Annotated in this window: 21 protein-coding genes; 8 read left to right on the top strand and 13 right to left on the bottom strand. The window is 65.6% G+C overall.

The window, feature by feature from the left end; translation table 11 throughout:
* Positions 1 to 30 precede the first annotated feature (30 nt).
* The 3 genes from OVY01_RS01515 to OVY01_RS01505 form a co-directional block, all read right to left on the bottom strand.
* On the bottom strand, positions 31 to 1,401 hold the full coding sequence (locus tag OVY01_RS01515; protein WP_267845100.1) for a hypothetical protein: 1,371 nt from the start codon (positions 1,399 to 1,401) through the stop codon (positions 31 to 33).
* Positions 1,402 to 1,572: 171 nt separating this feature from the next.
* Positions 1,573 to 2,316: a 2OG-Fe(II) oxygenase family protein gene (locus tag OVY01_RS01510; protein WP_267845098.1), complete on the bottom strand. Its 744-nt coding sequence runs from the start codon at positions 2,314 to 2,316 to the stop codon at positions 1,573 to 1,575.
* A 35-nt stretch (positions 2,317 to 2,351) separates the two neighbouring features.
* Positions 2,352 to 2,792, bottom strand: a complete 441-nt coding sequence (locus OVY01_RS01505; RefSeq protein ID WP_267847635.1) for an NUDIX domain-containing protein — start codon at positions 2,790 to 2,792, stop codon at positions 2,352 to 2,354.
* 177 nt (positions 2,793 to 2,969) lie between these two features.
* Between OVY01_RS01505 and OVY01_RS01500 the strand changes: the two genes are divergently transcribed.
* The 3 genes from OVY01_RS01500 to OVY01_RS01490 are packed head-to-tail and all read left to right on the top strand — an operon-like array spanning position 2,970 to position 7,317.
* Positions 2,970 to 3,914 (top strand): quinone oxidoreductase family protein, encoded by a 945-nt coding sequence (locus OVY01_RS01500; protein WP_267845096.1) that lies wholly within the window; start codon positions 2,970 to 2,972, stop codon positions 3,912 to 3,914.
* Complete coding sequence (locus OVY01_RS01495) at positions 3,911 to 5,152, top strand: multidrug effflux MFS transporter (RefSeq protein ID WP_267845095.1); 1,242 nt, start codon at positions 3,911 to 3,913, stop codon at positions 5,150 to 5,152. Before OVY01_RS01500 ends, OVY01_RS01495 begins: the two co-directional genes overlap by 4 nt.
* Entirely contained in the window at positions 5,149 to 7,317 is a 2,169-nt protein-coding gene (locus OVY01_RS01490) for an acetate--CoA ligase family protein (protein ID WP_267845094.1), read from the top strand. The genes OVY01_RS01495 and OVY01_RS01490 overlap by 4 nt, the downstream gene beginning before the upstream one ends.
* Here the strand turns inward: OVY01_RS01490 and OVY01_RS01485 are convergent.
* Positions 7,310 to 8,206: a cation diffusion facilitator family transporter gene (locus OVY01_RS01485; RefSeq protein WP_267845093.1), complete on the bottom strand. Its 897-nt coding sequence runs from the start codon at positions 8,204 to 8,206 to the stop codon at positions 7,310 to 7,312. The two genes, OVY01_RS01490 and OVY01_RS01485, sit on opposite strands and share 8 nt — an antisense overlap.
* Positions 8,207 to 8,667: 461 nt before the next feature.
* Between OVY01_RS01485 and OVY01_RS01480 the strand changes: the two genes are divergently transcribed.
* Positions 8,668 to 8,862, top strand: a complete 195-nt coding sequence (locus OVY01_RS01480) for a hypothetical protein (RefSeq protein WP_267845091.1) — start codon at positions 8,668 to 8,670, stop codon at positions 8,860 to 8,862.
* 51 nt (positions 8,863 to 8,913) lie between these two features.
* On the opposite strand, the gene OVY01_RS01475 is transcribed toward OVY01_RS01480, so the two are convergent.
* Together OVY01_RS01475 and OVY01_RS01470 are read right to left on the bottom strand one after the other, a co-directional pair.
* Positions 8,914 to 10,314, bottom strand: coding sequence for an LLM class flavin-dependent oxidoreductase (locus OVY01_RS01475; RefSeq protein ID WP_267845089.1), 1,401 nt, complete (start codon positions 10,312 to 10,314; stop codon positions 8,914 to 8,916).
* 17 nt (positions 10,315 to 10,331) lie between these two features.
* Positions 10,332 to 11,624 (bottom strand): acyl-CoA dehydrogenase family protein, encoded by a 1,293-nt coding sequence (locus tag OVY01_RS01470; RefSeq protein WP_267845087.1) that lies wholly within the window; start codon positions 11,622 to 11,624, stop codon positions 10,332 to 10,334.
* A 280-nt stretch (positions 11,625 to 11,904) separates the two neighbouring features.
* On the opposite strand from OVY01_RS01470, the gene OVY01_RS01465 reads away from it, so the two are divergent.
* Positions 11,905 to 13,347 carry an MFS transporter gene (locus OVY01_RS01465; protein ID WP_267847634.1) on the top strand — a complete coding sequence of 481 codons (1,443 nt, stop codon included), beginning with the start codon at positions 11,905 to 11,907 and terminating at the stop codon, positions 13,345 to 13,347.
* Positions 13,348 to 13,482: 135 nt separating this feature from the next.
* Here the strand turns inward: OVY01_RS01465 and OVY01_RS01460 are convergent, their stop codons facing one another.
* The 4 genes from OVY01_RS01460 to OVY01_RS01445 form a co-directional block, all read right to left on the bottom strand.
* Positions 13,483 to 14,655 (bottom strand): ABC transporter ATP-binding protein, encoded by a 1,173-nt coding sequence (locus OVY01_RS01460; protein ID WP_267845085.1) that lies wholly within the window; start codon positions 14,653 to 14,655, stop codon positions 13,483 to 13,485.
* A 65-nt stretch (positions 14,656 to 14,720) separates the two neighbouring features.
* A complete protein-coding gene (locus tag OVY01_RS01455; protein WP_267845084.1) occupies positions 14,721 to 15,578 on the bottom strand; it encodes a carbohydrate ABC transporter permease in 858 nt (285 codons plus the stop codon).
* Positions 15,568 to 16,494, bottom strand: coding sequence for a carbohydrate ABC transporter permease (locus OVY01_RS01450; protein ID WP_267845082.1), 927 nt, complete (start codon positions 16,492 to 16,494; stop codon positions 15,568 to 15,570). Before OVY01_RS01450 ends, OVY01_RS01455 begins: the two co-directional genes overlap by 11 nt.
* A gap of 135 nt (positions 16,495 to 16,629) precedes the next feature.
* Positions 16,630 to 17,874, bottom strand: coding sequence for an ABC transporter substrate-binding protein (locus OVY01_RS01445; protein ID WP_267845080.1), 1,245 nt, complete (start codon positions 17,872 to 17,874; stop codon positions 16,630 to 16,632).
* 483 nt (positions 17,875 to 18,357) lie between these two features.
* Between OVY01_RS01445 and glk the strand changes: the two genes are divergently transcribed.
* Positions 18,358 to 20,292, top strand: coding sequence for a glucokinase (gene glk, locus OVY01_RS01440; protein WP_267845078.1), 1,935 nt, complete (start codon positions 18,358 to 18,360; stop codon positions 20,290 to 20,292).
* 40 nt (positions 20,293 to 20,332) lie between these two features.
* Here the strand turns inward: glk and OVY01_RS01435 are convergent, their stop codons facing one another.
* Positions 20,333 to 21,241, bottom strand: a complete 909-nt coding sequence (locus OVY01_RS01435) for a LysR family transcriptional regulator (RefSeq protein WP_267845077.1) — start codon at positions 21,239 to 21,241, stop codon at positions 20,333 to 20,335.
* 163 nt (positions 21,242 to 21,404) lie between these two features.
* On the opposite strand from OVY01_RS01435, the gene OVY01_RS01430 reads away from it, so the two are divergent.
* Together OVY01_RS01430 and dinB are read left to right on the top strand one after the other, a co-directional pair.
* Positions 21,405 to 21,974, top strand: a complete 570-nt coding sequence (locus tag OVY01_RS01430; protein ID WP_267845075.1) for a flavodoxin family protein — start codon at positions 21,405 to 21,407, stop codon at positions 21,972 to 21,974.
* 145 nt (positions 21,975 to 22,119) lie between these two features.
* Entirely contained in the window at positions 22,120 to 23,376 is a 1,257-nt protein-coding gene (gene dinB, locus OVY01_RS01425; protein ID WP_267845073.1) for a DNA polymerase IV, read from the top strand.
* A 65-nt stretch (positions 23,377 to 23,441) separates the two neighbouring features.
* Here dinB and OVY01_RS01420 read toward each other — a convergent pair whose 3' ends face one another.
* Together OVY01_RS01420 and OVY01_RS01415 are read right to left on the bottom strand one after the other, a co-directional pair.
* The gene (locus OVY01_RS01420) at positions 23,442 to 24,398 is read right to left on the bottom strand and encodes an alpha/beta hydrolase family protein (protein ID WP_267845071.1); all 957 of its coding nucleotides are present in this window, start codon (positions 24,396 to 24,398) and stop codon (positions 23,442 to 23,444) included.
* A 68-nt stretch (positions 24,399 to 24,466) separates the two neighbouring features.
* Complete coding sequence (locus OVY01_RS01415) at positions 24,467 to 25,354, bottom strand: alpha/beta hydrolase (RefSeq protein ID WP_267845070.1); 888 nt, start codon at positions 25,352 to 25,354, stop codon at positions 24,467 to 24,469.
* Between the last annotated feature and the right edge of the window lie 34 nt (positions 25,355 to 25,388).

Below are 25,388 nucleotides of genomic sequence, written 5' to 3'. Positions count from 1 at the left end.
CGTCCTGGTTTTTTCGATGGGTGGTACTGGTTATCCGGCGGTGTCGCCTTCCTGCATGCGCTTCAATGTGTCGACGATGCCGTCGGCGACGGTCTCGGCGGCGCCTTGCGCGTAAGGCGAACTCCGCGCCTCGTAGGTGAAGCGATCGTAACTCTGCGCGTCCGGCAGATACTTGGCCGCGCCGTCGACCATCGTCGCGACCAGGGTATCGGCATACGGCGAACCCGCGCGGATTCTCGTCCCCACGCTCGCCGCGAGTTCCGGCGCCATGCCCACCAGTGCGATATCGCCCAATCGAATCACCACGATCGGCACCTTTGCCGCGGCGCCATGCCGGTAGGTAAAAGCCGGGACCGGCCCCGTCGGCGCGTTGCGCGGCGAAAAATCGAGCCCATTCACCGGAATGCTGTCCCGCGCGATGGTCACTTGCGCCCCGGCTTGCGTGCGGATGCCATCGGCGATGTTTGCGATGTCGGTGCCCAGCCGCTCGCCCAGCAGGTCGAGCACCGCGAAGCCGGCCTCGTGAATATCCACGCGGCCGACGCTGCCGTCATGGTGGACCACGTGCCGGTTGGCCTGCAAATAGGGCGATTGATCGCCGGCCGCGCCCACGAGGAACAAGGCAACCGCGCCCGGATGGCGCGCTTCCACGTAACGCGCGGCGGCCCCGGCAAGATCGGCGGAAATCAGCTTGCCGCCCGCCGCGAGTTGCGAACCGTCCATGACCGAGGGTTGTACCGCCACGTTCATCAGAATGGCCAACGGCTTGCCGTCGCGGCCGTCGATGCGCACGACGCCGAGCGTGGGATCGGCGAATCCCGCATCGTTTGCGCCCAGCCACCAGCCGTGCGGCGTGGCCACGTCGCGATTGACGCCGATCGGACTTTTTCCCGAGCCAAAGCCCGATCGCGCCGGCACCAGCCCGGACACCGCCTGCGCGGCGGCCGAGCGGATTGCCGTATCGAAGGCGCGCTGCATGATGGCGGTGCGCGCGGTGTCCGTGCCGGGCGGAACGTGGGCACCCGTGAATACGTGCGGCGTCGCGAACGAGTGCGACGCGCAGACGATCGCCTGATCGGCCGGCACGCCCGCCAGCTCCGTCAGCACGGCTTTCATCGACGTGATCATGTCCTCCGCGATCGACGTCAAATCGACCACGACGATGCCGATCCGCGTGGCGCCATCGTCGAGCAGGAGTACGCGCACCGCCAGCGGGTCGTGGGAACCGGTGAAACCGTCGACCGGATACAGGCTGGCGGGAAACACGACGTCGGCACGGCCGGCGCCGGCCTGCAGGCGCGGGGCGGTTTTTCCGATCGCGCCTTTGGAGATGGCCGGCGATGTCAGGGCGGCGGCACCGACACTCAGTGCCGAGAACAGAAAGTTTCTTCGAGATCGCATCGGGTTGTCATCAAGCAGTTTTCGCGTCGAACCGCGTGGCGGCAGCCGTCATGGTACCGCGATTCGACGCCGCGACAGGGTCGGCCGGGAGGCCCGAAAGATTACCGATTGCGACTGCAAGGCGGCCGCGCGCCGGCAGCGGGCGCCGTCCGGAGACCGTTCACTGGCGCTTCACCGGCGCCAGAGGCCGGAATCCGGGCACACCAGCGCCGGTTCGCCGTTCAGCAGGATTCCTTCTTCATCCGCGGAGGCGGGCAGGGGCGAGAGGCGTGAGATAAGGTCGAACACGATCCCGAGGGCGCTGCCCAGATCGGCATCCTCGACGGGAAGCTCCCAGCTCAGGAACAGTTGCGTGGCGTCCCGGCCGGACGCGAAGTCGGCCATGTCGAACGCGTCGCCGCCCCGACGAACGACGCCATGCGGCTGACCCGTATCGAAAATCAGCGCCGTTCCCCGGGTCAGTGGAATACGTCGACCCATGGCGGGAAAATGCACGTCCAGGCCCTTGTCCTCGCTCAAGAAGAGATTGCAGAAGGCCTTGTCGCCGTAGTGCGCGCCATCGTGGTGGTAGCGCGCGCCGCGACACGCCATCAATGCCATCTCGCTGCCGTCGAGGATGCCCGGCAGTCCCAGTGCATGGGTCCACTCGCGCATCGCCTGCACGCAGCGCGGGTAGTCCTGCCAGCGGGCGCGCGTGCGTGCCAGCGGCATGGGCTCGACGTCGCCAGGATCCAGGAACAACCGCGATGCGATCTCCCTGTCCCAATCGGCGACGATGCGAGGCGGCGGCACCGGGACGTCGAGCACGGCGGAAAGGACGGTGTCGCTCACGCTCCGGCTGCGGATCCGGTCGCCGCTACGAAAATGGGATGTCAGGCAATCTTCAATGGCGCGCGGCGGTGGCGTAAGGCTCATGGGACGACATCATTTCGAGATGTAGCGCTGGTGGGTTAGAACGCGCGAAACAGGTCGTCGATCGGGTAGGGCAGCGCCAGTTCTGGCATGTCCTGCCGCGTGAAATACCGGATCGACTTCGTTTCCGCGTCGGGCGGAATGCCGGAACCGCCGATGATCCGGCATTGAAACAACGTGGCGACGTATTCCACCCGATCGCCGCTGGGATAGGTGTACCGGAAATCCCGCCCGCCTAAGACACCGAGGATGGCATGAATGCGGATCGCGTAACCGGTTTCCTCCATGACTTCCCGGGCGATGGCTTCCTGGGGGCTCTCGCCGAGTTCGATGCCCCCGGCTGGCAGACTCCACGGCTCGCCGGACGATTTTTCCTGCAGCAGCAGTCTGCCGTCGGCGTCGTGAATCACGGCACCGACCGACGGGCTGAGTATCAGGTCCTTGCCTACCAGCGTTCGTAACCAGCCGAGGTAGCTCATATCGCGCAAAATGCCTCCTTGCCCATCGCGGTAATCTGTCGGTTTCCTGCCGCAACCATTGCGGTGCGGTATCTTCCATCCGATGTAACGATTCTATCCGCTCGAACCGCTTCCCGGCGCAGGCAACCTTGTGAATAATGCAGTCACCCGATCCCGGACACTTCAACGGAATTCATCATGAAAGCATTGCGATTCGAGCGGCATGGCGAGCCGGACGTCCTGTTCACCGCGGATCTGCCGTCGCCCGCCGCCTCGGCCGATACCGCCATCGTCAAGGTGCTCGCCGCGTCGATCAATCCGAGTGATGTGAAGAACGTCGCGGGCCGGATGACCCAGACCACGCTGCCGCGCACGCCCGGACGGGACTATTCCGGCGTGGTGGTCGCCGGTCCGACGCAATGGCTCGGTGCCGACGTGTGGGGCTCCGGCGATACCGGCTTCACGCGCGATGGGACGCATGCGGAACAACTGGCCGTGCCCGTCGCGAGTCTGCGGCGCAAACCGCGCACGCTATCGCACGAAGAGGCCGCATCGATCGGCGTCAATTTCGTCACGGCCTGGTGCGGCATCGTCGAGGCCGCCCAGGTCACCGCGCGCGACACCGTGGCGATCATCGGACTGGGCGGTGTCGGCGGGGCGGCGGCGCAGATCGCGCGGCGCCTCGGCGCGAAAGTCATCGGCGTGACGCGCGGCACGCCATCCCATCCGGCCGTCGACACGATGCTGGACAGCCGCGCCGGCGACGTCGTCGAACGGCTGCACGCGCTGACGGAGGGCGGTGCCACGGTGGTGTTCGATACGGTCGGCGGATCGATGTTCGACACCGCGCTGGGCATGCTCGGCCTGCGCGGGCGTCTCATCGAAATTTCCGCCACCGACCGTCGCCAGGTCACATTCGACCTCGCCGATTTCTATCACAACGAAAGCCGCCTGATCGGCGTGGATACCTTGAAACGCGATCCGAGTGCGGCCGCCACGATTCTCGAAGCGTTGCGGCCCGGTTTCGAGGATGGCAGCTATCGGCCGCCGGTCATCGCCGCGCGCTACGCGCTGGCCGAGGCCGCACGTGCGTACCGCGCGGTGCTGACGGGCACCGCCGGTCGCGTCGTGTTGACGCCATGAAGCAGGGCGCGCGCGCTTTTGCCGCTTTCCGCGCCGTCCTGTTCGCGATTTTCCTGGGCGCGTTGGCCGCCCTCGCACCGATCTCCATCGACATGGCCTTGCCCGCGCTGGTCGAGATCGGCGCCAGCCTGCATGCCACCAGCAGCCAGACCGGACTGACGCTGAGCCTGTTCATGGCGGGTTTCGCGATCGGACCGCTCTTCTATGGTCCCTTGTCCGATGCCCGGGGCCGCAAGCCGACCCTGTTGCTGGGCCTGGCGCTGTTCACGGGCGGCGGCCTGCTTGCGATGCTGGCCCCCGGCATCGGCGTACTGCTGGTCGCGCGGCTCATCCAGGGGCTCGGCGCCGGTGCCGGAATGACCATCGCGCTGGCGATCGTGCGCGACCGGTTCGATGGCGCGGCGATGCAGCAAAGAATCGCCGCGATCACCGTCGTCGCCAACGTGGCGCCGATCGTCGCGCCGTCGGTCGGCGTGGCGCTGCTGGCGAGCGTTCACTGGCGCGGCCTCTACGGGTTGATGGCCGGTTGCGGTTTGCTGACCGCGCTCGTGGCCGGGATCGGTCTGCGCGAAACCGTACGGGGCCCAAAAACGCGGTTTTCGGTGGCGCGCCTTGCAGACGACTATGCCACGGTATCCCGGCACCGCGATGTCGTGCGGTCGGTCCTGCTCAACGGCCTGGGTTTTGGCTGGATGTTCGCGTATGTCGCGGGTTCGCCGCTCGTAATGGAGAAGCTGCTGCATGTGAGCCCGGCGGTCTATGCGGGGATGTTCGCCCTCACCGGCGCCGGTATCGTGGCGGGCGCGTCCTGCAACGCCTTCATCGTCGGCCGCGGTGTCGCCAGCCCGCGCGTATTGGCGGTGGCCGTCGTGCTGGCCATGTTGTCGACCGCCGCATTGCTCGGGCTCGGGGCGTTCGGCCGGGTTTCTCTCGGGAGCGTGATGCCGTTGTTGATCGCCAGCACGTTCAGCTTTGGCTTGGCCGCGCCAAGCGCCACACGCGGCGCGCTCGACCCTTTGCCGGCTCTTGCCGGCGTCACCGGCGGCCTGCTGACCTCGGTTCAGATGCTGATCGGCGCGGCGTCGAGTTCGCTCGTGGCGCTGCTGTTTCCGCGGCTGGGAATCATGGCGATGAGCGGCGTGATGACCGGGTGTGCCGTTCTCGCCGTGCTGGTCTTGCTGTGCATGCCGCCGGCGCGCGGCATTGGCCCGACCCGGGGCAGGGCGGACGCACGGTGACCGCACACGCGCGCCATGCGACGCCGGACGCCATCGGCCGGCTGCTGCGCCCGCGGACCGTGGCGATCGTCGGCGCGTCGGCGACGCCCGGCGCCCTGGGCGCGTCGGTGCTCGAAAATCTGTGCGGCATGGGATTTTCGGGGCAACTTCATCTTGTCAATCCGAACCGCGACGAGATCGACGGGAGGCCCTGCCTGCGCGCGATCGGCGCGCTGCCCGAGGGCGTCGACGTCGCGGTGCTGGCGATCCCGGCGGCAGGCGTGCTGGACGCGCTCCGGCAACTCGCGCAACGCAAGGCGGGCGCGGCCATCATCTTCTCTTCCGGTTTCGCCGAAAGCGGCACCGCCGGCCTGGCGCTGCAGCGCGAGTTGGCGCGCGTGGCGTTCGAGAGCGGGATGCTCATTGTCGGACCGAACTGTCTGGGACTGATCAATTTCGTCGATGGCATCGCGTTGAGCTTTGTCGCGAGCCCGCCGGCACGTAAGACGCACGGCGAGCGGATCGGCATCGTTTCGCAAAGCGGCGCGCTGGCCGCGGTGCTGGGCGTGACCCTGACCAGTCGGGAACTCGCGCTCTCGTATTCGGTCTCGACGGGTAACGAGGCGGCGACCGGCGTCGAGGATTATCTCGAATTCATGCTGACCGATCCGCCTACCCGCGTGATCGCCCTGGTGGTCGAGCAGTTTCGTCAGCCGGCCCGTTTTCTCGACGTGGCGCGGCGCGCCCGGCGGGCCGGCAAGACCATCGTGCTGCTGCATCCGGGGCAAAGCGATCGCGCGCGCGCGGCGGCGGCAACCCACACGGGCGCCATCGCGAGCGATTATCGACTCATGCGCACGATGGTCGAGCACGCCGGGGTGGTGGTCGCCGAGACGCTGGAGGAATGGGGCGATATCGTTGAAATCGCGGCCCGTTGCGCGCCGGTCGCCGCCGGCGGAACCGCCGTCATCACCGAATCGGGCGCGTTCAAGGCCCTGGCGCTGGATGTATGCGAACGCATCGGACTGGATCTCCCGCCGATGAGCGCGGACAGCAACCCGGCTGTCCGCGATGCGCTGCCGGCCTTCGTGCCGGTCGGCAATCCGCTCGATCTGACCGCGCAGGTGTTGGTCGACCCGGGCCTGTATGGCCGCACGCTCGCGGCGCTGCGCGACGACGTGCGCGTGGCGGCCGTCGTCTTCGTCATCATCCAGACCGACGAAACCACGGCCGCGGCGAAGTTCCCTTTCATCATCGAGGCGGTGCGGGCGCACCCGCCAGGCCAGTTGCTTCTCTTTGCGGGGCTCGACGACGGCGCGGTCGTGCCATCTCGCCATATCCGGGCATTGCGCAGGCTGGGCGTGCCGTATTATCCCTCTCCCGAGCGCGCCTTTCGCGCGCTGGCACGGTTGAGCGCGCGTGCTGCGCATGGCGGGGTGGCAACCGTGCCGGTCGAGCCGACGGTCGTTCCGCTCCCCGCGGCGGGCGGGGTCCTGACGGAACATCGCGGCAAGCGCATGCTTGCCGCGCTGGGTATCGCCGTGCCCGATGGACGTTTCGTGACGTGTTGCGCGGATGCGCAGACAGCGGCACGGGATATCGGCTTTCCGGTGGTGCTGAAGGCGCAGTCGGCCGACCTTTCCCATAAAAGCGATGCCGGCGGCGTGGTGCTGAATCTGGCCGATGCCGATGCCCTCGCACAGGGCTGGCAGCAACTGCACACCCATATCGCGAGCCATCGGCCCGGGCTGATTCTGGACGGCGTGCTCGTCGAACGGGCGGTCGCGCCGGGGCTGGAACTGATCGTCGGCGCCCGCAACGATCCGGAATGGGGCGCGGTCCTGCTTGTGGGATTCGGCGGCGTTCAGGCGGAAATCTTCCAGGATGTCCGCCTGCTGCCGCCAGACCTGCCGCGCGACATCATCATGCGTGACATCCTGCGCCTGAAAGGCGCCGCGCTGCTGCGCGGCTTCCGGGGCGGACCGGTGCCGGACGTCGCGGCGGTCGCCGACGTTCTCGTGTGCCTGGGGCAGGTGCTTGCCGGCAATCCCCGGATTCGGGAGATCGATGTCAACCCGCTGCGGGTGTATCCCGAGGGCGCGGTCGCGCTGGACGCGCTGCTGGTCGTGCAGCCGGATGCCCCTGCGTGCGATACCTGTTTCGCCAGTGGCGGAACCGCTATTTGATCAGATCGTCCAGACGCTCATCGTCGATGCCGGCGGGTTCCAGATGCGCGGTCACATCCGCCGCCTGAAACAGCCGGCGTACCGCACGCTCCGCGTTGTCGCCGATTTCATGGCCCTCCTGCACGGTCAGCGCCCCGTCCACCTCCAGGTGAAACTCGACGAATACCCGGTCGCCGCCGTCCCGCGTGCGGATATCGTGCACGTCCTTTACGCCGTCGCAGCCGCAGACCGCGTCTTCGATCCGGGAGCGTTCCGTGACGTCCAGTTCGCGGTCGAGCAGTTGCACCAGCGCATGCGCGGCCATTCCGCGCGCGTTCCACACCATGTACAGGGAGATCGCCAATGCTCCGATGGAATCCGCCCGCGCCCAGCCGAAGAAGCGTTCGAACAGAAGCGCCACGAGCACCGCGACGTTGACGGCGACATCCGTCACGTAGTGCGCCCGGTCGGCGGCGATGGCCGTCGAACCGGTCCGCTTCACGACGAGCGTCTGCATGGCGACCAGACCGGCGGCGGCGACCGAACTGCCCACGATCACCCAGATGCCGAAACCGGTCTGGTTCAACGGCTGCGGAATCACCAGACGGTGTGTTGCCTCGATGCCAAGCCCGAGCGCGGCGCCGGCCAGCAGCAATGCCTGGACGAACGCCGCGACCGCCTCGGCCTTGCCATGGCCATAGCGATGCCCGCTGTCGACCGGCCGCGCGGCGTAGCGCACGCCCGCGAAGGTCACGGAGGATGCGACCACGTCCACCAGGCCATCCGCCGCGGAAGTCAGCATCGAAATCGAATCGGTGGCGAGCCAGGCCCAGACCTTGAGTACCACCAGCCCGAGCGCGGCCGCGAGCGCCACGATCGACGCCATGCGCCGCAGCGTTTCATCAGACATCCGTTCAGACATTGCTTCAACCCTTGTACCGTGTTTTTCAAGAAGCCGGCTTCCTGGCGGAACGCGCACCCCTGCTGGCGGGCAGGGGTCCCGCCGGCACCCGCGCACATGATCTTACGCGAACGGCATCGGCGGCGGGCCGCAACCGCATACCGACCTTTTGCCGCGTGGGGTTATGACATGGATCGAATGCGGCCCGGATCGCATGCAACGACGACCGAACCTTACGAAATCCTGCAATTGGCTTACACGATGACACGGAACGTTACCTGACATTCCTGCCATCCGGGCGGTATTGGGGGCCGCTGGTCGCCGGTACGTGCCGATGCGATGCATACAAACGGCGCACCGGCGCGGTAACGTCTTGTATCAACGTACCGTTCGGCAACTGATACGATCGATGCGTCGGCTGAGGCAATAGCCCTTATCCCCGTGTAGCTCACGAAATGGAGATCGATTCGATGAAAAAACTCGCAGCGTTGGCGGTAGTGGGCGTCTTGACGGCAAGCCTGGGCGGTTGCTGGTGGGGCCCGCCGGGCGGTGGCGGTGGTGGTGGTGGCGGCGGTGGCGGCCACGGTGATGGCGGTGGCGGTGGGCGCCCCGGCGGCGGCCCGCAAGGTGCCGTGACGGTACCGCAAGCGTCGCAACTGGGCTAGGCCCTGGGCCTGGAAGGCCTCCCTACCTCCGGGCAGGGAGGCCTTCGACGTTTACGCTGCCGTGCGGCTCCGCGCATCCCGCCGTTTCACTTTTTCGATATCCCGAAATGCCGCGGCCGGATGGCTCGCGGGGAGCAGCGGCCCCGCGCCGAACAGTTTCTCGCGCAGCGTGCCGGGCGCATACGCGTGGCGGTAGACGCCGCGCCGTTGCAATTCCGGCACCAGATGCCGGACGACGTCCTCGAACGTTTCATGCGCGACGGCATACGCCAGATTGAAACCATCCACGTCGGTTTCGTCGATCCAGCTCTGGAGAATATCGGCGACGGTGGCCGCGGATCCGACGAAGACGGGACCCAGCCCGCCGATGCCGCCCCAGCGGGCCAGTTCCTCGATCGTCCACGACCTGCCGCCGCCTGCCAGATGTTCGATCGCCGAGACGATTGCGTTGGTATCCACTTTTTTCACCAAATCGGTCGGCGCGTATTGTCCGAAGTCGACGCCGGTCCACCCGGACATGAAGACCAGGGAACCATCGTACGAGGTATAGCGCTGATATTCCTCGAACTTCGCCTGGGCTTTCGCATCGGTTTCGGCGACGATCACGGTGACCAGATTGTAGATCAGGACTTTCGCCGGATCGCGTCCTGCGGCGGCGGCCTGGCGCCGCACATCGCCGACATACTCCTTCAGCACCGGTTTCGACGGCGCGGCGACGAATACGCACTCGGCGTGCCGTGCGGCGAACGCCTTGCCGGGGCCCGAGGCGCCTGCCTGGAACAGCACGGGCGTGCGTTGTGGCGACGGCTCGCAGAGGTGATGACCGGGCACGTCGAAGTAGGTGCCGCGATGACCGATTTCATGAACCTTTTCCGGGCGGGTGAAGACGCCCCGATCCTTGTCCCGGACGATCGCGTCGGCCTCCCAGCTGCCTTCGAACAATTTGTACAGCACCTCGACATATTCGGCCGCGACTTTATAGCGGTTCGCGTGCTGGCGCAGGCCGCCTTCGCCGATGTTCTTCGCACCGCTTTCCAGATACGAGGTCACGACGTTCCAGGCAAGCCGGCCCCGGGTGTGATGGTCGGCGGTGGAGAGGCGGCGCGCGAAGGTGTAGGGGTGTTCGAACGTCGTCGACGCGGTGATGCCGATGCCCAGATGCTCGGTCACCATCGCGATGGGCGCGGCGAGCTGCAAGGGGTCGTTGACGGGGATCTGCGCGGCCTGCTGCAACGCATGATGGTTGCTGCCTTTGTAGACATCGTAGTAACCGATCACGTCGGCGATGAAGATACTGTCGAACAGGCCCTTCTCAAGGATCTTCGCGAGGTCCGTCCAGTAGGCGAGGTCCTTGTATTCGGCCGACCGGTCGCGCGGGTGCGACCACAGGCCCGGCGACTGATGCCCGACGCAGTTCATCTCGAAGGCATTGAAACGAATGGTTTTATGCATGCCGGATTCCTTGTTCGTCACGCTTTCGCGGGTGTCGCGCCGATCTGCCAGACGGTATTCGGCGCCGTGCCGTTGATCGCCCGGTCGCCGACGATGCGGGATTTGTAGACGATGGGATTGTGCGACGACACGGTCCGCGCGTTGCGCCAGTGCCGGTCGAACGCCTTGCCCGCGCCGACGGCCGACGCGCCCAATGCGTCGAACAGATGGGTGGCCGCGCGCAGCACCAGCTCGGTCACCGCGATCTGGCCTTTCGCGGATGCAATTTCGGCATCGGCATTCGCGAGGTTTTCGGCGGCATGCCGATCTTGCGTCGGACTGTGCGTCGAGTCCTGGGCCGGGTCCCGCGCACCATGGCCCGGCGCGAAATGCGCGTCGAACGCCCGCTGCAGCGGCTCGGCCGCGGCCAGCGCGATGGCCTGCGCCGCGAACGCCCACGCGGCGATCTCGCCTACCACCTGTTGAATCTGCGCGTCGTCGCCGACCTTGCGCGCATTGCCATGGCTGTAGACCCGGGTCCGCTCGCGTACCGCCCGCGCCGCATCGCGTTCCACCGCGCGGCCGATACCGGCCAGGGTGGCGAGATGAAACACCTGGTAGAACGCGGTCTGGTATTTGAACCGGCGTTCGAATGGAATGATCTGCGAATCGGCGATTCGCACATCGTCGAACACGGTGGTTCCGCTGCCGGTGGTTTTCTGACCGAAACCGTCCCAGTCGTCTTCGATCGTGACGCCCGCGGCGCGCGTGTCGACCGCCACGATCACGTCGCCGCCCTCGGCAGGGTCGGCATGCCGGGCGTAGACGTCGATCCAGTCGGCGAAGATGGTCCCGGTGCTGTAGTACTTGCGGCCGCTCAACGTCCAGCCCTCCGGGGTGCGCGTCAGCTGCGTCGCCACCTGGCCGAGCGCGACGTCGCCGGTTTCGGTCCATGCGCCGCCGACGATGTCGCCGAGCACGAAACGTGCGATCCACGCGTCGCGGTCCGGCCCCGGCGGTGCGTTCAACCAGTCCTCGACGAAGCCGAAGTGCGCCCGCAGGATCTGCGGCAGATTCGAATCCGCCGCCCCCAGTTCGATCAGAAGACGGAACAGCTGCGTCAGCGTGACGCCCGCGCCACCCTGTTCGACAGGAATGCGAATCGATCCGAATCCCGCTTCGGATAAACGGCGCACCGCGTCGTAGGGCAGGGCGCGGGTACGGTCGCGCTCGACGGCGCCCGCGGCGATATCGTCGAATATCGGCTTGAAACGCGCGGCGAGGCGGGCGTCGTCGACGCTGTCTGAAAAAACGAAATCGTGTCGGCTCATGAATGAAATCCCGTTGCGATGCAGGCCGGTGGAGGATGTTCGAGAGCGACAGTATAGGGAGACCTGCAAGGCGCGCTTATACCGATTCATCCGATGGATAGCGCGTCAAGGGGAATGCGGCCGGCGTGCGGGGCCGCGATGGGAGCACACACGCGGGCGCCCGCCCGCGCGCTCGCGCTGGCGGAATATGCATCGCACAATTTATCGATTGGAGCGCGACGGAGACACAGGGTAGTTTGTCGTCAATATCCCAACTTCATGGCGGAGGTGTCTCTTGAGCATTACCGGTTTGGACCCCTCTCTCGCGACCTCTGCGCCGATTCGTTCCGCCAGCGATGTCTCGCGACTGATCAATATCAGCGACAACCGCAACAGCCATGCGCGCATCGTCGTGCTCCTGGCCTTGGGAGGCGTGTTTCTCGACGCCTACGACCTGACGACCCTGTCCTATGGCATTCAGGACGTCAATCGCGAGTTCCATCTCAGCCCCTCGCTGAGCGGCCTGGTCACGTCGTCGATCATGGTCGGAACCATCCTCGGCAGCCTCGTCGGCGGCTGGCTCACCGACAAGATCGGCCGCTACCAGGTCTTCATGGCGGATATGCTGTTCTTCGTGGTCGCCGCGATCGCGGCCGGGCTCGCGCCGAACGTGTGGGTGTTGATCGCGGCCCGCTTCGTGATGGGGCTGGGCGTGGGGATCGACCTTCCCGTAGCGATGGCTTTCCTATCGGAATTCTCGAAATTCAGCGGCAAAGGCAACAAGGCGTCGCGGCTCGCCGCGTGGTGCCCGATCTGGTACGCGGCCTCGTCCGTCTGCTTTTTGATCGTGTTCGGCCTGTACTTCCTGTTGCCTGCCGCGCATCAGCAATGGCTGTGGCGCGCATCGCTGATCTTCGGCGCGGTGCCGGCCCTGGTCATCATCGCAGTGCGCAGCAAATTCATGAATGAATCGCCGATGTGGGCCGCGAACCAGGGCAATCTGACGGACGCCGTGCGGATATTGAAGGAATCCTACGGCATCCAGGCGCATACCGATCCGGATCACGTCGCCGACGCCTGGCGGCGCAGTCAGCCAGCGACGCCGAGTTTCACCGTGCTGTTCCGCAAGCCTTACCTGCAACGCACGCTGGCGGCCAGCGCGATGAACCTGTTCATTCCGTTCGAATACACCGCGATCGCGTTTTTCCTGCCGACGATCCTGTCGCAGTTTCTGGGTGCGGGGGTGTTCCAGACGATCGCCGCATCGCTTGCGTTGAACGTGCTGTTCGCGCTGACGGGCGGGCTGCTCGGCATGCGGCTCGCCTACCGATATGCCTCGCGCCATGTCGCGATCGCGGGTTTCGCGCTGCAGTTCGTCGCGTTGGTGGTATTGGCGCTGCTCGGCCATCCGCACGCGGCGCTGGGCATCGGCGCGGCGATCCTGATGCTGGGTACCTGGCTGTTCGCCGAAGGGTTCGGCCCGGGCGCGCAGATGATGATCTATCCCGCGCTGGCTTACCCGACGGCGATCCGTGGCACCGGCGTCGGTTTCGGCCGCGCGCTGGCGGGTTTCGGGCAGGCGATCGCGCTGTTCGTCCTGCCGGTGCTCAACGCCCGCTTCGGCACCAATATGTTCTGGATCGTGGCGATCGCGCCGGTGGTGCCGGTCATCGCCTTGCTGCTGATCGGGTACGAACCGACGCTTCACGATATCGACGATGACACGGTGGATGCCGCCGTGTAGTGAATAACGCTCACGGCGTGGACGACCGGCGTCATGCATCTGCCTGCGGGGGCGTGCTGGTCGTATCTGGCAGAAGTGACGGGCACCGTCGCCGCGGTGCCCTGTGCCCAACGCGCCCGGTAGGCGCGCTTCGGCTCAGGCGATCCGCGCCTCGGTCGCGGCGTCGAACAGCACCGCCTTGGACACGTCGAACCAGAGCGGCACGTCGTGGCCGAGCGAGGTCACCGCGCCCGGATGCACGCGGCTGATGACACGCGCGCCGTTCAGCTGGAAGAACAGCAGCGTGTCCGGGCCGGTGGGTTCGAGCACGTCGGGGCGGATCGCGATCGACTGCATCAGGCCGGTATGGCCGGTTTCGCGATCGGTGATCTGCTCCGGGCGCAGGCCGAGAATCACCTCGCGCCCGATCTGCCCATGCAGCGTGCCGGCCTCGAACGGCAGGTTCAACACGCTGCGTTGCCCACGATGCTCGACCTCGACGCCCACCCCCGAGTTGAACGCCGCGCCGATCACCGCCCCCGGCGCCGCCGCCTGCGACGTCGTGGAGGCGCTGCCTACCGCCGATACCAGCTTGCCGCGGATGAAGTTCATCGGCGGCGAACCGATGAAGCCGGCGACGAAGAGGTTGCTCGGGCTGTCGTAGATCTGTTGCGGCGAGCCGTATTGCTGGACCACGCCGTCCTTCATCACCGCGATCCGGTCGCCGAGCGTCATCGCCTCGATCTGGTCGTGCGTGACGTAGACGATCGTCGTGCCCAGGCGCTGATGCAGCAACTTGATTTCCGAGCGCATCTCGATGCGCAGTTTCGCATCGAGATTCGACAACGGTTCGTCGAACAGGAACATCGCCGGGTCGCGCGCCAGCGCGCGGCCCATCGCCACCCGCTGCCGCTGACCGCCGGAGAGCTGACCGGGCTTGCGGTCGAGCAGATGCGACATCTGCAGCATCTCGGACACGCGCTCGACGATCTGCGTTTGTTCCGCCTTCGGCACCTTGCGGATGTTGAGCCCGAAGGAAATGTTCTGCCGCACCGTCATCGACGGGTAGAGCGCGTACGATTGAAACACCATCGCGATGTCGCGGTCTTTCGGCGAGAGGTCGTTGACCTTCTTGCCGCCGATCAGGATCTCCCCGGAGGAGACCGTCTCGAGCCCGGCGATCATGTTCAGCAGCGTCGACTTGCCGCAGCCGGAGCCGCCGACCAGGATCAGGAACTGACCGTCCTCGACGTCGATGTCGACGCCCTTGAGCACCTCGACGCCGTTCGTGTAGGTCTTGCGTACATTGCGTATCGTCAGACTGGCCATGCTGTGAAATCCTTGAATGCGTTTTTGTGACACATCAGCCGCTGCGTGACACATTGAATGAGGGATTAGCCCTTGACCGCGCCTGCCGTCAGGCCGCGTACGAAATAGCGTCCGGCCACGATATACACCAGCAGCGTCGGCAGCGCGGCGATGATCGCCCCGGCCATGTCGACGTTGTATTCCTTGACGCCGGTCGACGTGTTCACCAGATTGTTCAGCGCGACGGTGATCGGCATGGAATCCGTGCCGGCGAATACCACGCCGAACAGGAAGTCGTTCCAGATCTGCGTGAACTGCCAGATCAGGCAGACCATGAAGATCGGCAGGGAGATCGGCAGCAGGATGCGCACGAAGATCGTGAAGAATCCCGCGCCGTCGATCCGCGCGGCCTTGATCAGTTCACCCGGCACGCCCACGTAGAAATTGCGGAAGAACATCGTCGTGAAGGCGATGCCGTAGATCACGTGCACCAGCACCAGGCCGGTGGTCGTGTTCGCGAGGTCCAGCCGGCCCAGCATCGTCGCCATGGGCAGCAAAATCGCCTGGAACGGGATGAAGCAGCCGACCAGCAGCATCGTGAACAGCGCGTCGACGCCGCGAAAACGCCAGTGCGTGAGCACATAGCCGTTGAACGCGCCGATGATCGACGAGAGCAGCACGGCGGGAATCGCCATGCGCACCGAGTTCATGAAGTACGGCTGCATGCCGTCGCAGCGCACGCCGGTGCAGGCGCCGCTCCAGGCCTTGACCCAGGGCGCGAAGCTCAGCGACGTGGGCGGCGTCAGGAGGTTGCCGTTGCGCAGCGTGTCGATGTCCTTGAACGAGGTCGACACCATCACGTAAAGCGGGAACAGGAAATACACCGCCATCGCCAGCAGCAGGATATAGATCAGCACGCGGCCGACGCTCAGCTTAGATGCCATTGCGGGTGCTCCTCGACTCCATATACATCAGCGGCACGAGTACCGCGATCACCGTGACCAGCATCATCATCGACGACGCGGCACCGACGCCGAGCTGGCCCCGGTTGAAGGAATAGGTGTACATAAACATCGCCGGCAGGGACGACGACGTGCCCGGGCCGCCCGCGGTGAGCGCGACCACGAGATCGAAGGTCTTGATCGTCAGGTGACTGAGAATCAGCAGGACCGAGAAAAACACCGGCCGCATGCCGGGAATCACGATCTTCCAGTAGATGGTCGGCAGGCTCGCGCCGTCGACCTGCGCCGCCTTGAAGATTTCCGCGTCGACGCCGCGCAGTCCGGCCAGGAACAGCGCCATGCAGAAGCCGGTGGACTGCCACACCGCGGCGATCACGACGCAGAAGATCGCCTTGTCCGGGTTGACCAGCCAGTCAAAGGTGACGCTGGTCCAGCCCCAGTCGTGCAGCGTCTTCTCGATGCCCAGGCCGGGGTTCAGGATCCACTGCCAGGCCGTGCCGGTGACGATGAAGGACAGCGCCATCGGGTACAGGAAGATCGCGCGCAGCGCGCCCTCCGCGCGGATGCGCTGATCGAGCAGGATCGCCACGAACAGGCCGAGCACGACGCAGATGGCGATGAACGGGATGCCGAACCAGGCAAGGTTCGCGGCCGACGTCCACCACACGTCGTTGGCGAACAGTTGCCGATAGCGGTCCAGCCCGGCGAAGGTGTAGTTGGGCAGCAGCCGCGATTTCGTCAGCGACAGATAGCCGGTGATCAGTATGAAACCGTAGACGAAGACGAGGCTGAGCACGACGCTGGGCGCCAGGACCAGCTTTGGCAACCAGCGGTCTGCCGCGCCCGAGAACGATGACGCGGTCTTCTGGCGCCGGACCGGGTTGACGGATGTTGTCACTCTCGACTCCTTGGACCCCGCGCCGCGCCGAACGGCACGTGACGGGGTCTCTTTCAAAGAAAGAGCCGGGGGGAGGTGCGCGTCCAGGAGGACACCGCACATCCGGCCGGCTCGGCAGGGTAAAGCGTCAGGCGGTTACTTCGTCTTCGCGGCGCGTGCCAGATCGGCTGCGGCGGACTTCGAATCCTGGGTCGAATTCATGAAGTGGGTGACGACATCGGTCATCGCGCCGGCGGTGGCATCCAGTTGCGCCATGCCGTGTGCCAGCGACGGCACGAAGGCGCCGCCCTTGATCGCGACCTTTTCGTCGGCGATCGACTTGCGCGCGCACTCGTCGAACTTCGATTCGTCGGTGCCCAGACGAACCGGGATCGAGCCCTTGTAGAGGCTGAACTGGCGCTGGAAGTCCGGCGTCATGATCGTGCTCGCCAGGGCCAGTTGACCCTTCAGCGCGGCCGGATCCTTCTGCTTGAAGAACACGAAGGAGTCGACGTTGAACGTGAACGACGTCGCGGTTCCGGGGGCCGGAATGCACAGATAATCCTTGCCCGCCACCTTGTTCGCGTTCGCGAACTCGCCCTTCGCCCAGTCGCCCATGAACTGGAAGCCGGCCTGGCCGTTGATCACCATCGCGGTCGCCAGGTTCCAGTCGCGGCCCGAGTAGCCCTTGTCGAAATAGGTGGTGATCTTGCGCACCGTATCGAAGACCTGGACCATCTGCGGCGAATTCAGCGTCTTCGGATCGAGGTCGACGATCGCCTTCTTGTAGAACGCCGGACCTTGCGAGAGCACGACCGTTTCCCAGATCGTCAGATCCTGCCACGGCTGGCCGCCGGCGGCGATGGCGACTTGTCCGGCCGCCTTGATCTTGTCGGCCACCGCGAAGAATTCGGGCCAGGTGGTGGGCGGCTGCGCGCCGACTTTCTTCAGCAGGTCGGCGTTGACCCACAGCCAGTTGACGCGGTGCACCGAGAACGGCGCGGCCACGTAATGGCCGTCATGCTTGATGATCTTGTCGATTTCCGGCGGCAGCACCTGGGCCCAGCCCTTGGCTGCCGGATCGATCTCCTGCAGCAGGTCCTGCTCGGCCCATTCCTGGATCGCCGGCCCCTTGATCTGCGCGGCGCTGGGCGCGTTGCCCGAGATCACGCGGGTCTTGAGGGCGGTCATCGCGTTGGCGCCGGCGCCGCCGGCCACCGCGACATCCTTCCACTGATAGCCTTCCTTCTCCATGTCCTGCTTGAGCACGCCGACGGCCTTCGACTCGCCGCCCGAGGTCCACCAGTGCAGGACTTCGAGCGATTGGGCGGCCTGCGCGGCGCTGGCGCCGGACAGCAGGCCGACCGTGGTCAGGGCGACGATAGATGCGCGGATTTTCATTACCACTCTCCTCCAACGTTGGACGAAGACCCGTGGCCGGGCCCTCTTTAGAAATCTCTTTTTGCCGTCGCGGCCACGGCGAATCAACCGTGACACGTGCGGATTTCTCTTTTGCGCGCCCGGCCCGGTGTCAGGGTAAACCCTTGTTCGGTAACCGAAATGGACGCCAGGCTTAACGCTCTGGCCGATTGTAGTTAAACTACATCCTTGTGTCAAAGAGACCTAAACAAACCTTTGTGAAAGGCTAAAATCGTCGGGTGCAGGGCGCGATTCAGCGCTTTTAATAAGGGTGAATACGGATAGTCGAATACCGAAGATTCTGTTTTTCGAATTTTGGCGAACGGCGCGATCGACCTGACATCCGACTACATCCGCGTTGTCGCGGCAAAAAAAAATAATCGGTCTGGCCGGATCCGTCGGCTTTCCCTCCCATTCGCGCCGACGCTTCGTCCCGCATACTTTCGCATACCGGCACGCCCGATCATGGATACACAAGTGAGACTCCCGGCGAACGTTTCGGCCGGATTGACGGCGGACGTCGGCAATGAATCGGAGACGTTCGCCGACGGCCCACGGTTGCTTGCCGATATCGGCGGCACGCATGCGCGTTTCGCGATGGAGCACGCCTCGCATCGTTTATCCGAAATCAGGGTGTATCCCTGCAACGGCTTCGAAACCGTGGAAGCGGCCATTGCCCGCTACCTCGCGGAGATTGCGGAAAGCGCGCGCGGCGTCGGCGTGCCGATCGCGCATGCGGCGATCGCCATCGCCAATCCGGTGGATGGCGATACCGTCAGGATGACCAATTTTTCCTGGCAGTTTTCGATCGAGGCGACGCGCCGGCGGTTCGGTTTCGAGACGCTGCTGGTCGTCAACGACTTCACCGCGCTGGCGATGGCGCTGCCGCGCCTGCGCGAACGGGAGCGCCGCCCGGTGGGGCGGGCCGTGGGTACGAAGGGGCGCGCCGATCACGTGATCGGGGTGATCGGCGCGGGCACGGGCCTGGGCGCCTCGGCGCTGATCCGCACGCGGGATCGCTGGATCGCGCTCGGCAGCGAGGCCGGGCACGCCAGCTTCGCGCCGGCGGACGATCGCGAATTGCGCGTGCTGGAATTCGCGAAACGGCAATGGGCGCATGTGTCGTTCGAGCGCATCGCCGGCGGCCCCGGCATCGCGTTGATCCACCAGGCGCTGACGCGCGGCCCGCGTGCGCGGGGCACCGCGCCGCCGGACGTCGCCGAAATCGTGCAGCGCGCGCATGCCGGCGAGCGCGCGGCGCTGGAAACCATCGACTGTTTCTGCGCCGTGCTCGGGACCTTCGCCGGCAACGTCGCCTTGTCCTTCGGCGCCCTGGGCGGTCTGTACGTGGGCGGGGGCGTGGTGCCGCGGCTGGGCGCGCTGTTCGAGCGCTCGTCGTTTCGCACGCGCTTCGAGGCGAAAGGCCGTTTCAACGATTATCTGGCGCAGATCCCCACCTTTCTCATCGATGCCGAGCATCCGTCCTTTCTGGGCGTTTCCGCGATTCTCTCCGAGCATCTCGCCGAAGGGCGCGGCGGCCAGGTGGCGTTCTTCGCGCGGATCCGCGAATCGCTCGACCGGCTCAGCCCCGCGGAGCGCCGGGTCGCGGACCTGAGTCTGCTGCATCCACGCTCGGTGATGAGCGACCCGGTCGCGCGCATCGCCGAGCGCGCCGGCGTCAGCCAGCCGACGGTGATCCGCTTCTGCCGTTCGATGGGGTGCGAGGGGCTGTCGGACTTCAAGCTCAAGCTCGCCACCCAGATCAAGGGCACCGTGCCGGTGGCGCACAGTCAGGTGCGTCTGGGCGACCCGGCCAGCGAGTTCGGCGCAAAAGTGCTCGACAACACCGTGTCGGCGATCCTGCAATTGCGCGAGCGCCTGAACTTCGCCCAGGTCGAGAAGGCGATTCGCGGCCTGCTGGCGGCGCGCCGGATCGAGATCTACGGACAGGGCAGCTCGGCAGTGGTCGCGCACGACGCGCATTACAAGTTCCTGCGCCTGGGCGTGTCGACCATCGCCTATAGCGACCTGCACCTGCAGACCGCGTCGGTGCCGCTGCTGGGCGCGGGCGACGTGATCATCGTGATCTCGCGTTCCGGGCGGCTGCCGGGCCTGCTGCCCTTGCTCGAACGCGCGAGCGACGCGGGCGTGCTGGTGATCGGCATCACGTCGCGCCATTCGCCGCTGGCGCGCAAGGCCAGCGTCGTGCTCGAAACGGATCCGATCGAGCTCGGCGACAACCAGCTGCCGATGATGTCGCGCGTGCTGCACCTGCTGATCATCGACGTGCTCGCGGTGGGCGTCGCGATGCGGCGCGCGCCCGGCGAACGGCTGGAAAACGGGCAACTGCTCGACTGGCTCAGTCATGGCAGCGCGGGTTCTTCCCCCGGGGCCGACTGACGAAAAACGCGGTGCGTTTTCATGGGGATATCGGCGCGTGCTAACGGTCGAGATAAGGCTCCAGGATCTGCTCGAGCCACGCGACGAAAACGCGCACGCGGCGCGAAAGGTTTTGCCGGTGCGCGACGACAACGAATACCGACAACGGCTCCGGCAGCAAATCCGGAAGGACTTCGATGAGCTCGCCGGTCAGGAGGAAGGCCCTCAGGCTCGGAAGCCCGGCCTGTATCAGCCCCAACCCGGCCAGTCCCGCGCCATGGTACGTCTGCACGTTGTTGACGCAGAGCGAGCCGGGAAGCGCGAGCATCGCATAGCCGGCGCCGTCCGGATATTCCCAGCCTGGCGGCCGGTTGCCCAATGTCGGGGTGTAGTGAACCATGCGATGGCCCTGCGCCAGCAGGTCGGCGAGCGTGTGCGGTACGCCATACCGCGCAAGGTAGGCAGGACTCGCCGCATTGACCATCCGCAAGGATCCGAGCTTTCGCGCAACCAGCGTTTCATCGGCGATTCCGCCGATTCGGAGCACGCAATCCATCCCCGCCTGAATCAGATCGACGCGCCGGTCGGTGCTGGAGATTTCCAGTTCGACTCCCGGATAGTTTTGCATGAACGCCGGCAAGGCGGGCACGATGGTGGAGCGAGCGAATTCGGTCGGCAGGTCGACCCGGAGACGGCCGCGTAGAGGCACCTCGTTTCCTGCGAACATCGAACCGAGATCCTCGGCGTCGGCGAGCAACGCGCATGCACGGGCATGGAAGCTTCGTCCATCCTCCGTCAACCGGACCGTTCGCGTCGAGCGGTGCAACAGTCGTGCGCCCATCTGTGTCTCGATTTGACGAATGACCTTCGACGCTCTGCCTTTCTGGATGCCCAGGCTCTCCGCGGCGCGGGTGAAACTGCCCATTTCCGCGACGCGAACAAAGATCGCCAGCGCATCGAGATTTTGCATTGTTATTTACCAGGGTAACAATGAGTTTTTATTGGAATACTTTATAGCAAAAGCTGTGTAGCGCATAGTCGGCATCCCGGAAGCCGGAAGGGCCGGTCTCGCGAAACCTGGAAAATGCGATGCGTTACAACCGATCAGTAGTACTTTTCATCGAGGATTTGTCATGAACCACCGTATTTTGGAGACGAAAGGTGTCGTCATATTCCATTCGGGCTACGGCCACACCCAGCGCATGGCCGATGCCGTGGCGGACGGCGCGAAAGCGCGCCTGCTGCAAATCGATGCCGACGGTGATTTGTCGGACCAGGCGTGGGCGGACATCGATGCGGCGCCATACATCATTCTCGGCTCGCCCACCTATATGGGCGGCCCAAGCTGGCAATTCAAGAAGTTCGCCGATGCTTCGTCCAGGCCCTGGTTCGCCGACGCATGGAAAGACAAGGTTTTCGGAGGCTTCACCAACAGCGCCAGTATCAACGGGGACAAGCTGGCGACATTGCAGTATTTCTCCCTGCTTGCCGCACAGCATCGCGGGGTTTGGGTGGGCATGGGGATGAAGTCGTCCAATACGAAGGCTTCCCGGCGAGATGACATCAATCGTATGGGTTCTTTTCTGGGCCCGATGGCGCAGACGCCGGCGGATGCCGCTCCCGAAGAAATGTCGTCGGGAGACCTGGAAACCGCACGCCTCTATGGCGTGCGTGTCTCTGAGATAGCCGCCAGGATGTCCTGATGCCCGCCTTTGGCGGCGGCCGTCCGAGCGACGGTTCCGTGATCTGACGGGCGCCGGAGGCACCCTGGGGCGCGCCGAGCGCCGTGATGCCGTCGGGTGACGCGATCGGGCCCACCGCCCCGACTTCAGTTAACATACGGGGACCATGACCGCCGGATCCCGCCGCATCGCCCATCTCGATATGGACGCGTTCTACGCGTCCGTCGAACTGTTGCGTTACCCGGAGTTGCGCGGGCAGGCGGTGGTGATCGGCGGCGGGCGGGCCGCGGCGCCCGAGACGCTCCCCGACGGCAGCCGCCGTTTCGCGCGGTTGCGCGATTATGCGGGACGCGGCGTCGTCACCACCTCGACCTACGAGGCGCGCGCGCTCGGCGTGTTTTCCGCGATGGGCATGATGAAAGCCGCACAGCTCGCGCCCGACGCGGTGCTGCTGCCGACGGACTTCGATTCCTATCGCCATTATTCGCGTCTTTTCAAGACGGCGGTCGCGGCTTTCACCGCGCAGATCGAGGATCGCGGCATCGATGAAATCTATATCGATCTCACCGAGATCGCCGGCGCGTCCCCGGACATCGCCGCCCGCATCAAACGGGCGGTCCACGCGGCGACCGGCCTGACCTGCTCGATCTGCGTCGCGCCGAACAAGCTGCTGGCGAAAATCGGCTCGGAACTCGACAAGCCGGACGGCCTCACGTTGTTGACGCCCGCGGACATCCCGTTGCGCATCTGGCCGCTGTCGGTGCGCAAGGTCAACGGCATCGGGCCGAAGGCGAGCGAGAAGCTGGCCGGGCTCGGCATCCTGACGGTGGGCGACCTGGCGGCCGCGGACGCCGGCCTGCTGCAGACGCATTTCGGGCGGTCCTATTCCGGTTGGCTGGTGGAGGCCGCGCAGGGACGGGACGACCGGCCGGTGGTGGTCAGCTCGGAACCGAAATCGATGAGCCGGGAGACGACGTTCGAGCGCGATCTGCATCCGAAAGGGGACCGTCCCGCGTTGTCCGCGGCCTTCACGGCATTGTGCGTCAGGCTTGCCGACGATCTGCGGCGCAAAGGCTATGTCGGGCAGACGATCGGTCTCAAATTACGTTTCGACGACTTCCGGACGGTGACCCGCGACGTGACCTTGCTTGCTCCGATCGGAGACGCGGCCGGTATCCGGCACGCGGCCACCGAATGTTTGAAGCGGATTCCCCTGACGCGCCGCCTGCGCTTGCTCGGTGTGCGGGCCAGCAGTCTGACGCGGGCGGACGAGGCGCATGCCGGTCATCGGCCGGTGCAGGGCGAACTGTCGTTCGCACCGGGCGCGGGCGACGCGGACGGCGCGGACGGCGCCGGTGACGCGGGTGAGGCGGGTCATGCGGATGGTGCCGGCGATGCCGTCCTGCCCGGCGATCCCGACTGACGGGGCGGCCGCGGCGGTTCCCCCTCCCTGGCGGCCGTCGCCCGGTCAGTACCTGCCCAAAAATCTTACTTTCCGCCGTTCAACAACCGCCGCGACGCCGCGACGATCGCATTCGCCATCGTCGGCTGAGCGACGTCCACCGTCGTGAAGTGGTTCGGCGGGCACGCGATATCGTACGTCACCGCGTCGCCCGCCGCCTGGCTTTTATGAATATAGGACAGGATGGACGCCAGCCGGTCGCTGTTTTCGGTCAGGAAGTATTGCGGCACGCCGAGGGGCACGAGGTCGACCGGGGAGGTTTCGGCATAGCGTTGCTGCCATTGCGCATCGGTGTCCGCGCCGAGCAATGTCGGGATGATCCTGCGTCCTCGCGGCAATGCGGCGAACGCTGCGAGATCGGGCGTGCCATCGAGCGAGACCACTCCCCGCAACGGCAGCGGATCCGCATCGTAGAGCGGCGAGTCGGCCTTTAGGTTGTGCCGTGCCGCCAGCCAGAGCGCGTAATGCCCACCGGAGGAATGTCCCACCGTGATGACGCGCTGGAGATCGATCGGGTACTGCCGGGCCAGTACGCGAACGAAATCGGCCGCCGCGGCGACGGACTTGAAAGAGCCCGGCCATTCGCCGCCGCTGCCGATGCGGCTGTATTCGATGTTCCAGGTGGCGATGCCGGCGTCGGCGAGCCGTTTCGCGAGCGGTGCCGTGTAGTCGGCATTCACCGATGCCAGCCACGCGCCGCCGTGCACGACGATCGCCAGCGGAAAGGGCCCGGCGCCGCGGGGCAGCCGCAAGTCCCCATATTGATCGAGGCCTTTGCCATAATAGATTCGCGTGACGCCATCCATCGACGCCGCGCCCAGCACCTGCAATCGGTAGAACGACGCGACTTCCTCGTCGCGCATGGCGGCGGGCGCGGGATTTTCACATTGCGCGTTCGACTTCGTCAGAAACGCGTCGGCGGCCATGGCGCCATGCATCGTGCCCAGGAGGATGGCGCTGCCCGACAATATCTTCTTCCACATGGTGCTTTCCTTGAGAGCGTCGCGTAACTGACATGACGTGTCGCGCGGCGCCTCCGCGCCGCACGCCGTCATGCCATCGCCATGGCGATGAGCAGCCGGGCGATGACGCCGTCGCCGTCGGCCAGGGCGTCCAGAATCGTAAAATGGTCGTGCGGTAGCGGCAGCACGTCGCAGGGGATGCCGGCCGCGTCCAGGGCTTGCGCATAGTGAGACGATTGCCGTTCGAACTCGTCGGTTTCCTGCGTGCCGTATACCACCACATGCGGGACGTCGGACGCCTGGACGTGCAACTGCGGACTCAGCGCGGTTTCTTCGCTTTCGCTGAGGGCGAGCATCGGACCGAAGACGGTGGGCGCGAGCGGACGCAGATCGAACAGTCCGCTGATCGGAATCGCGGCCTTGATCGGATGCGCGGGCAAGCCGTATTCGCTTTCCCATGGCGTTTGCATCAACATCGCGACCGCATGTCCCCCCGCCGAGTGGCCGGCGACGACGATCCGGCTGGCATCCACGCCATGTTCGCCCGCATGCGCCCAGAAATGCGCGAATGCCGCGCGATGCTGTCGCACGATTTCCGCGACGGTGACCGCCGGCCGCAGTGCGTAGTTCTCCACCACCACGACGAAGCCTTTGTCGGTCAGACCCTTCGCGACGTAACTCCATTCCTTGCTCGTCGTCGCTTTCCAGTATCCCCCATGCACGAAGAACAGCGCCGGTGCCAACGCGCCGCCCTGCGCATCGGCCGGCGACGTGGCGGGCAGAAAGACGTCATAGGTTTCGGACAGGGTCGGGCCGTAGCGGATATCGAGCGCATTGCTGACGGTGGCGCGCGCATCGGCGCTCGCCTTGACGATCCGGTCGACGAATGCGCCGAAGTCGGGAATGGTGGCTTCGATGTCGTATTGCGCGTTCAATGCGTCGCGGGAGGGATAGCCGAAAAAGTCAGGGGTAAGCACGATGCTGCTTCCTTTTCTGGAGGGAGGGGGACTG

The organism is Robbsia betulipollinis (assembly GCF_026624755.1).
GTDB lineage: Bacteria > Pseudomonadota > Gammaproteobacteria > Burkholderiales > Burkholderiaceae > Robbsia > Robbsia betulipollinis.
Note: the sequence above shows the minus strand (reverse complement) of the source record. Positions and strands in the feature narration are given on the sequence as shown.

What these genes read in the sequence shown, in the direction of transcription:
- OVY01_RS01470 (WP_267845087.1), bottom strand. Translation starts at nt 11,624, where the DNA reads ATGAGCCGACACGATTTCGTTTTTTCAGACAGCGTCGACGACGCCCGC.
- OVY01_RS01485 (WP_267845093.1), bottom strand. Translation starts at nt 8,206, where the DNA reads ATGTCTGATGAAACGCTGCGGCGCATGGCGTCGATCGTGGCGCTCGCG.
- OVY01_RS01435 (WP_267845077.1), bottom strand. Translation starts at nt 21,241, where the DNA reads ATGCAAAATCTCGATGCGCTGGCGATCTTTGTTCGCGTCGCGGAAATG.
- OVY01_RS01445 (WP_267845080.1), bottom strand. Translation starts at nt 17,874, where the DNA reads ATGAAAATCCGCGCATCTATCGTCGCCCTGACCACGGTCGGCCTGCTG.
- OVY01_RS01500 (WP_267845096.1), top strand. Translation starts at nt 2,970, where the DNA reads ATGAAAGCATTGCGATTCGAGCGGCATGGCGAGCCGGACGTCCTGTTC.
- OVY01_RS01495 (WP_267845095.1), top strand. Translation starts at nt 3,911, where the DNA reads ATGAAGCAGGGCGCGCGCGCTTTTGCCGCTTTCCGCGCCGTCCTGTTC.
- OVY01_RS01515 (WP_267845100.1), bottom strand. Translation starts at nt 1,401, where the DNA reads ATGCGATCTCGAAGAAACTTTCTGTTCTCGGCACTGAGTGTCGGTGCC.
- OVY01_RS01420 (WP_267845071.1), bottom strand. Translation starts at nt 24,398, where the DNA reads ATGTGGAAGAAGATATTGTCGGGCAGCGCCATCCTCCTGGGCACGATG.
- OVY01_RS01480 (WP_267845091.1), top strand. Translation starts at nt 8,668, where the DNA reads ATGAAAAAACTCGCAGCGTTGGCGGTAGTGGGCGTCTTGACGGCAAGC.
- glk (WP_267845078.1), top strand. Translation starts at nt 18,358, where the DNA reads ATGGATACACAAGTGAGACTCCCGGCGAACGTTTCGGCCGGATTGACG.
- OVY01_RS01505 (WP_267847635.1), bottom strand. Translation starts at nt 2,792, where the DNA reads ATGAGCTACCTCGGCTGGTTACGAACGCTGGTAGGCAAGGACCTGATA.
- OVY01_RS01510 (WP_267845098.1), bottom strand. Translation starts at nt 2,316, where the DNA reads ATGAGCCTTACGCCACCGCCGCGCGCCATTGAAGATTGCCTGACATCC.
- OVY01_RS01455 (WP_267845084.1), bottom strand. Translation starts at nt 15,578, where the DNA reads ATGGCATCTAAGCTGAGCGTCGGCCGCGTGCTGATCTATATCCTGCTG.
- OVY01_RS01475 (WP_267845089.1), bottom strand. Translation starts at nt 10,314, where the DNA reads ATGCATAAAACCATTCGTTTCAATGCCTTCGAGATGAACTGCGTCGGG.
- OVY01_RS01460 (WP_267845085.1), bottom strand. Translation starts at nt 14,655, where the DNA reads ATGGCCAGTCTGACGATACGCAATGTACGCAAGACCTACACGAACGGC.
- OVY01_RS01430 (WP_267845075.1), top strand. Translation starts at nt 21,405, where the DNA reads ATGAACCACCGTATTTTGGAGACGAAAGGTGTCGTCATATTCCATTCG.
- dinB (WP_267845073.1), top strand. Translation starts at nt 22,120, where the DNA reads ATGACCGCCGGATCCCGCCGCATCGCCCATCTCGATATGGACGCGTTC.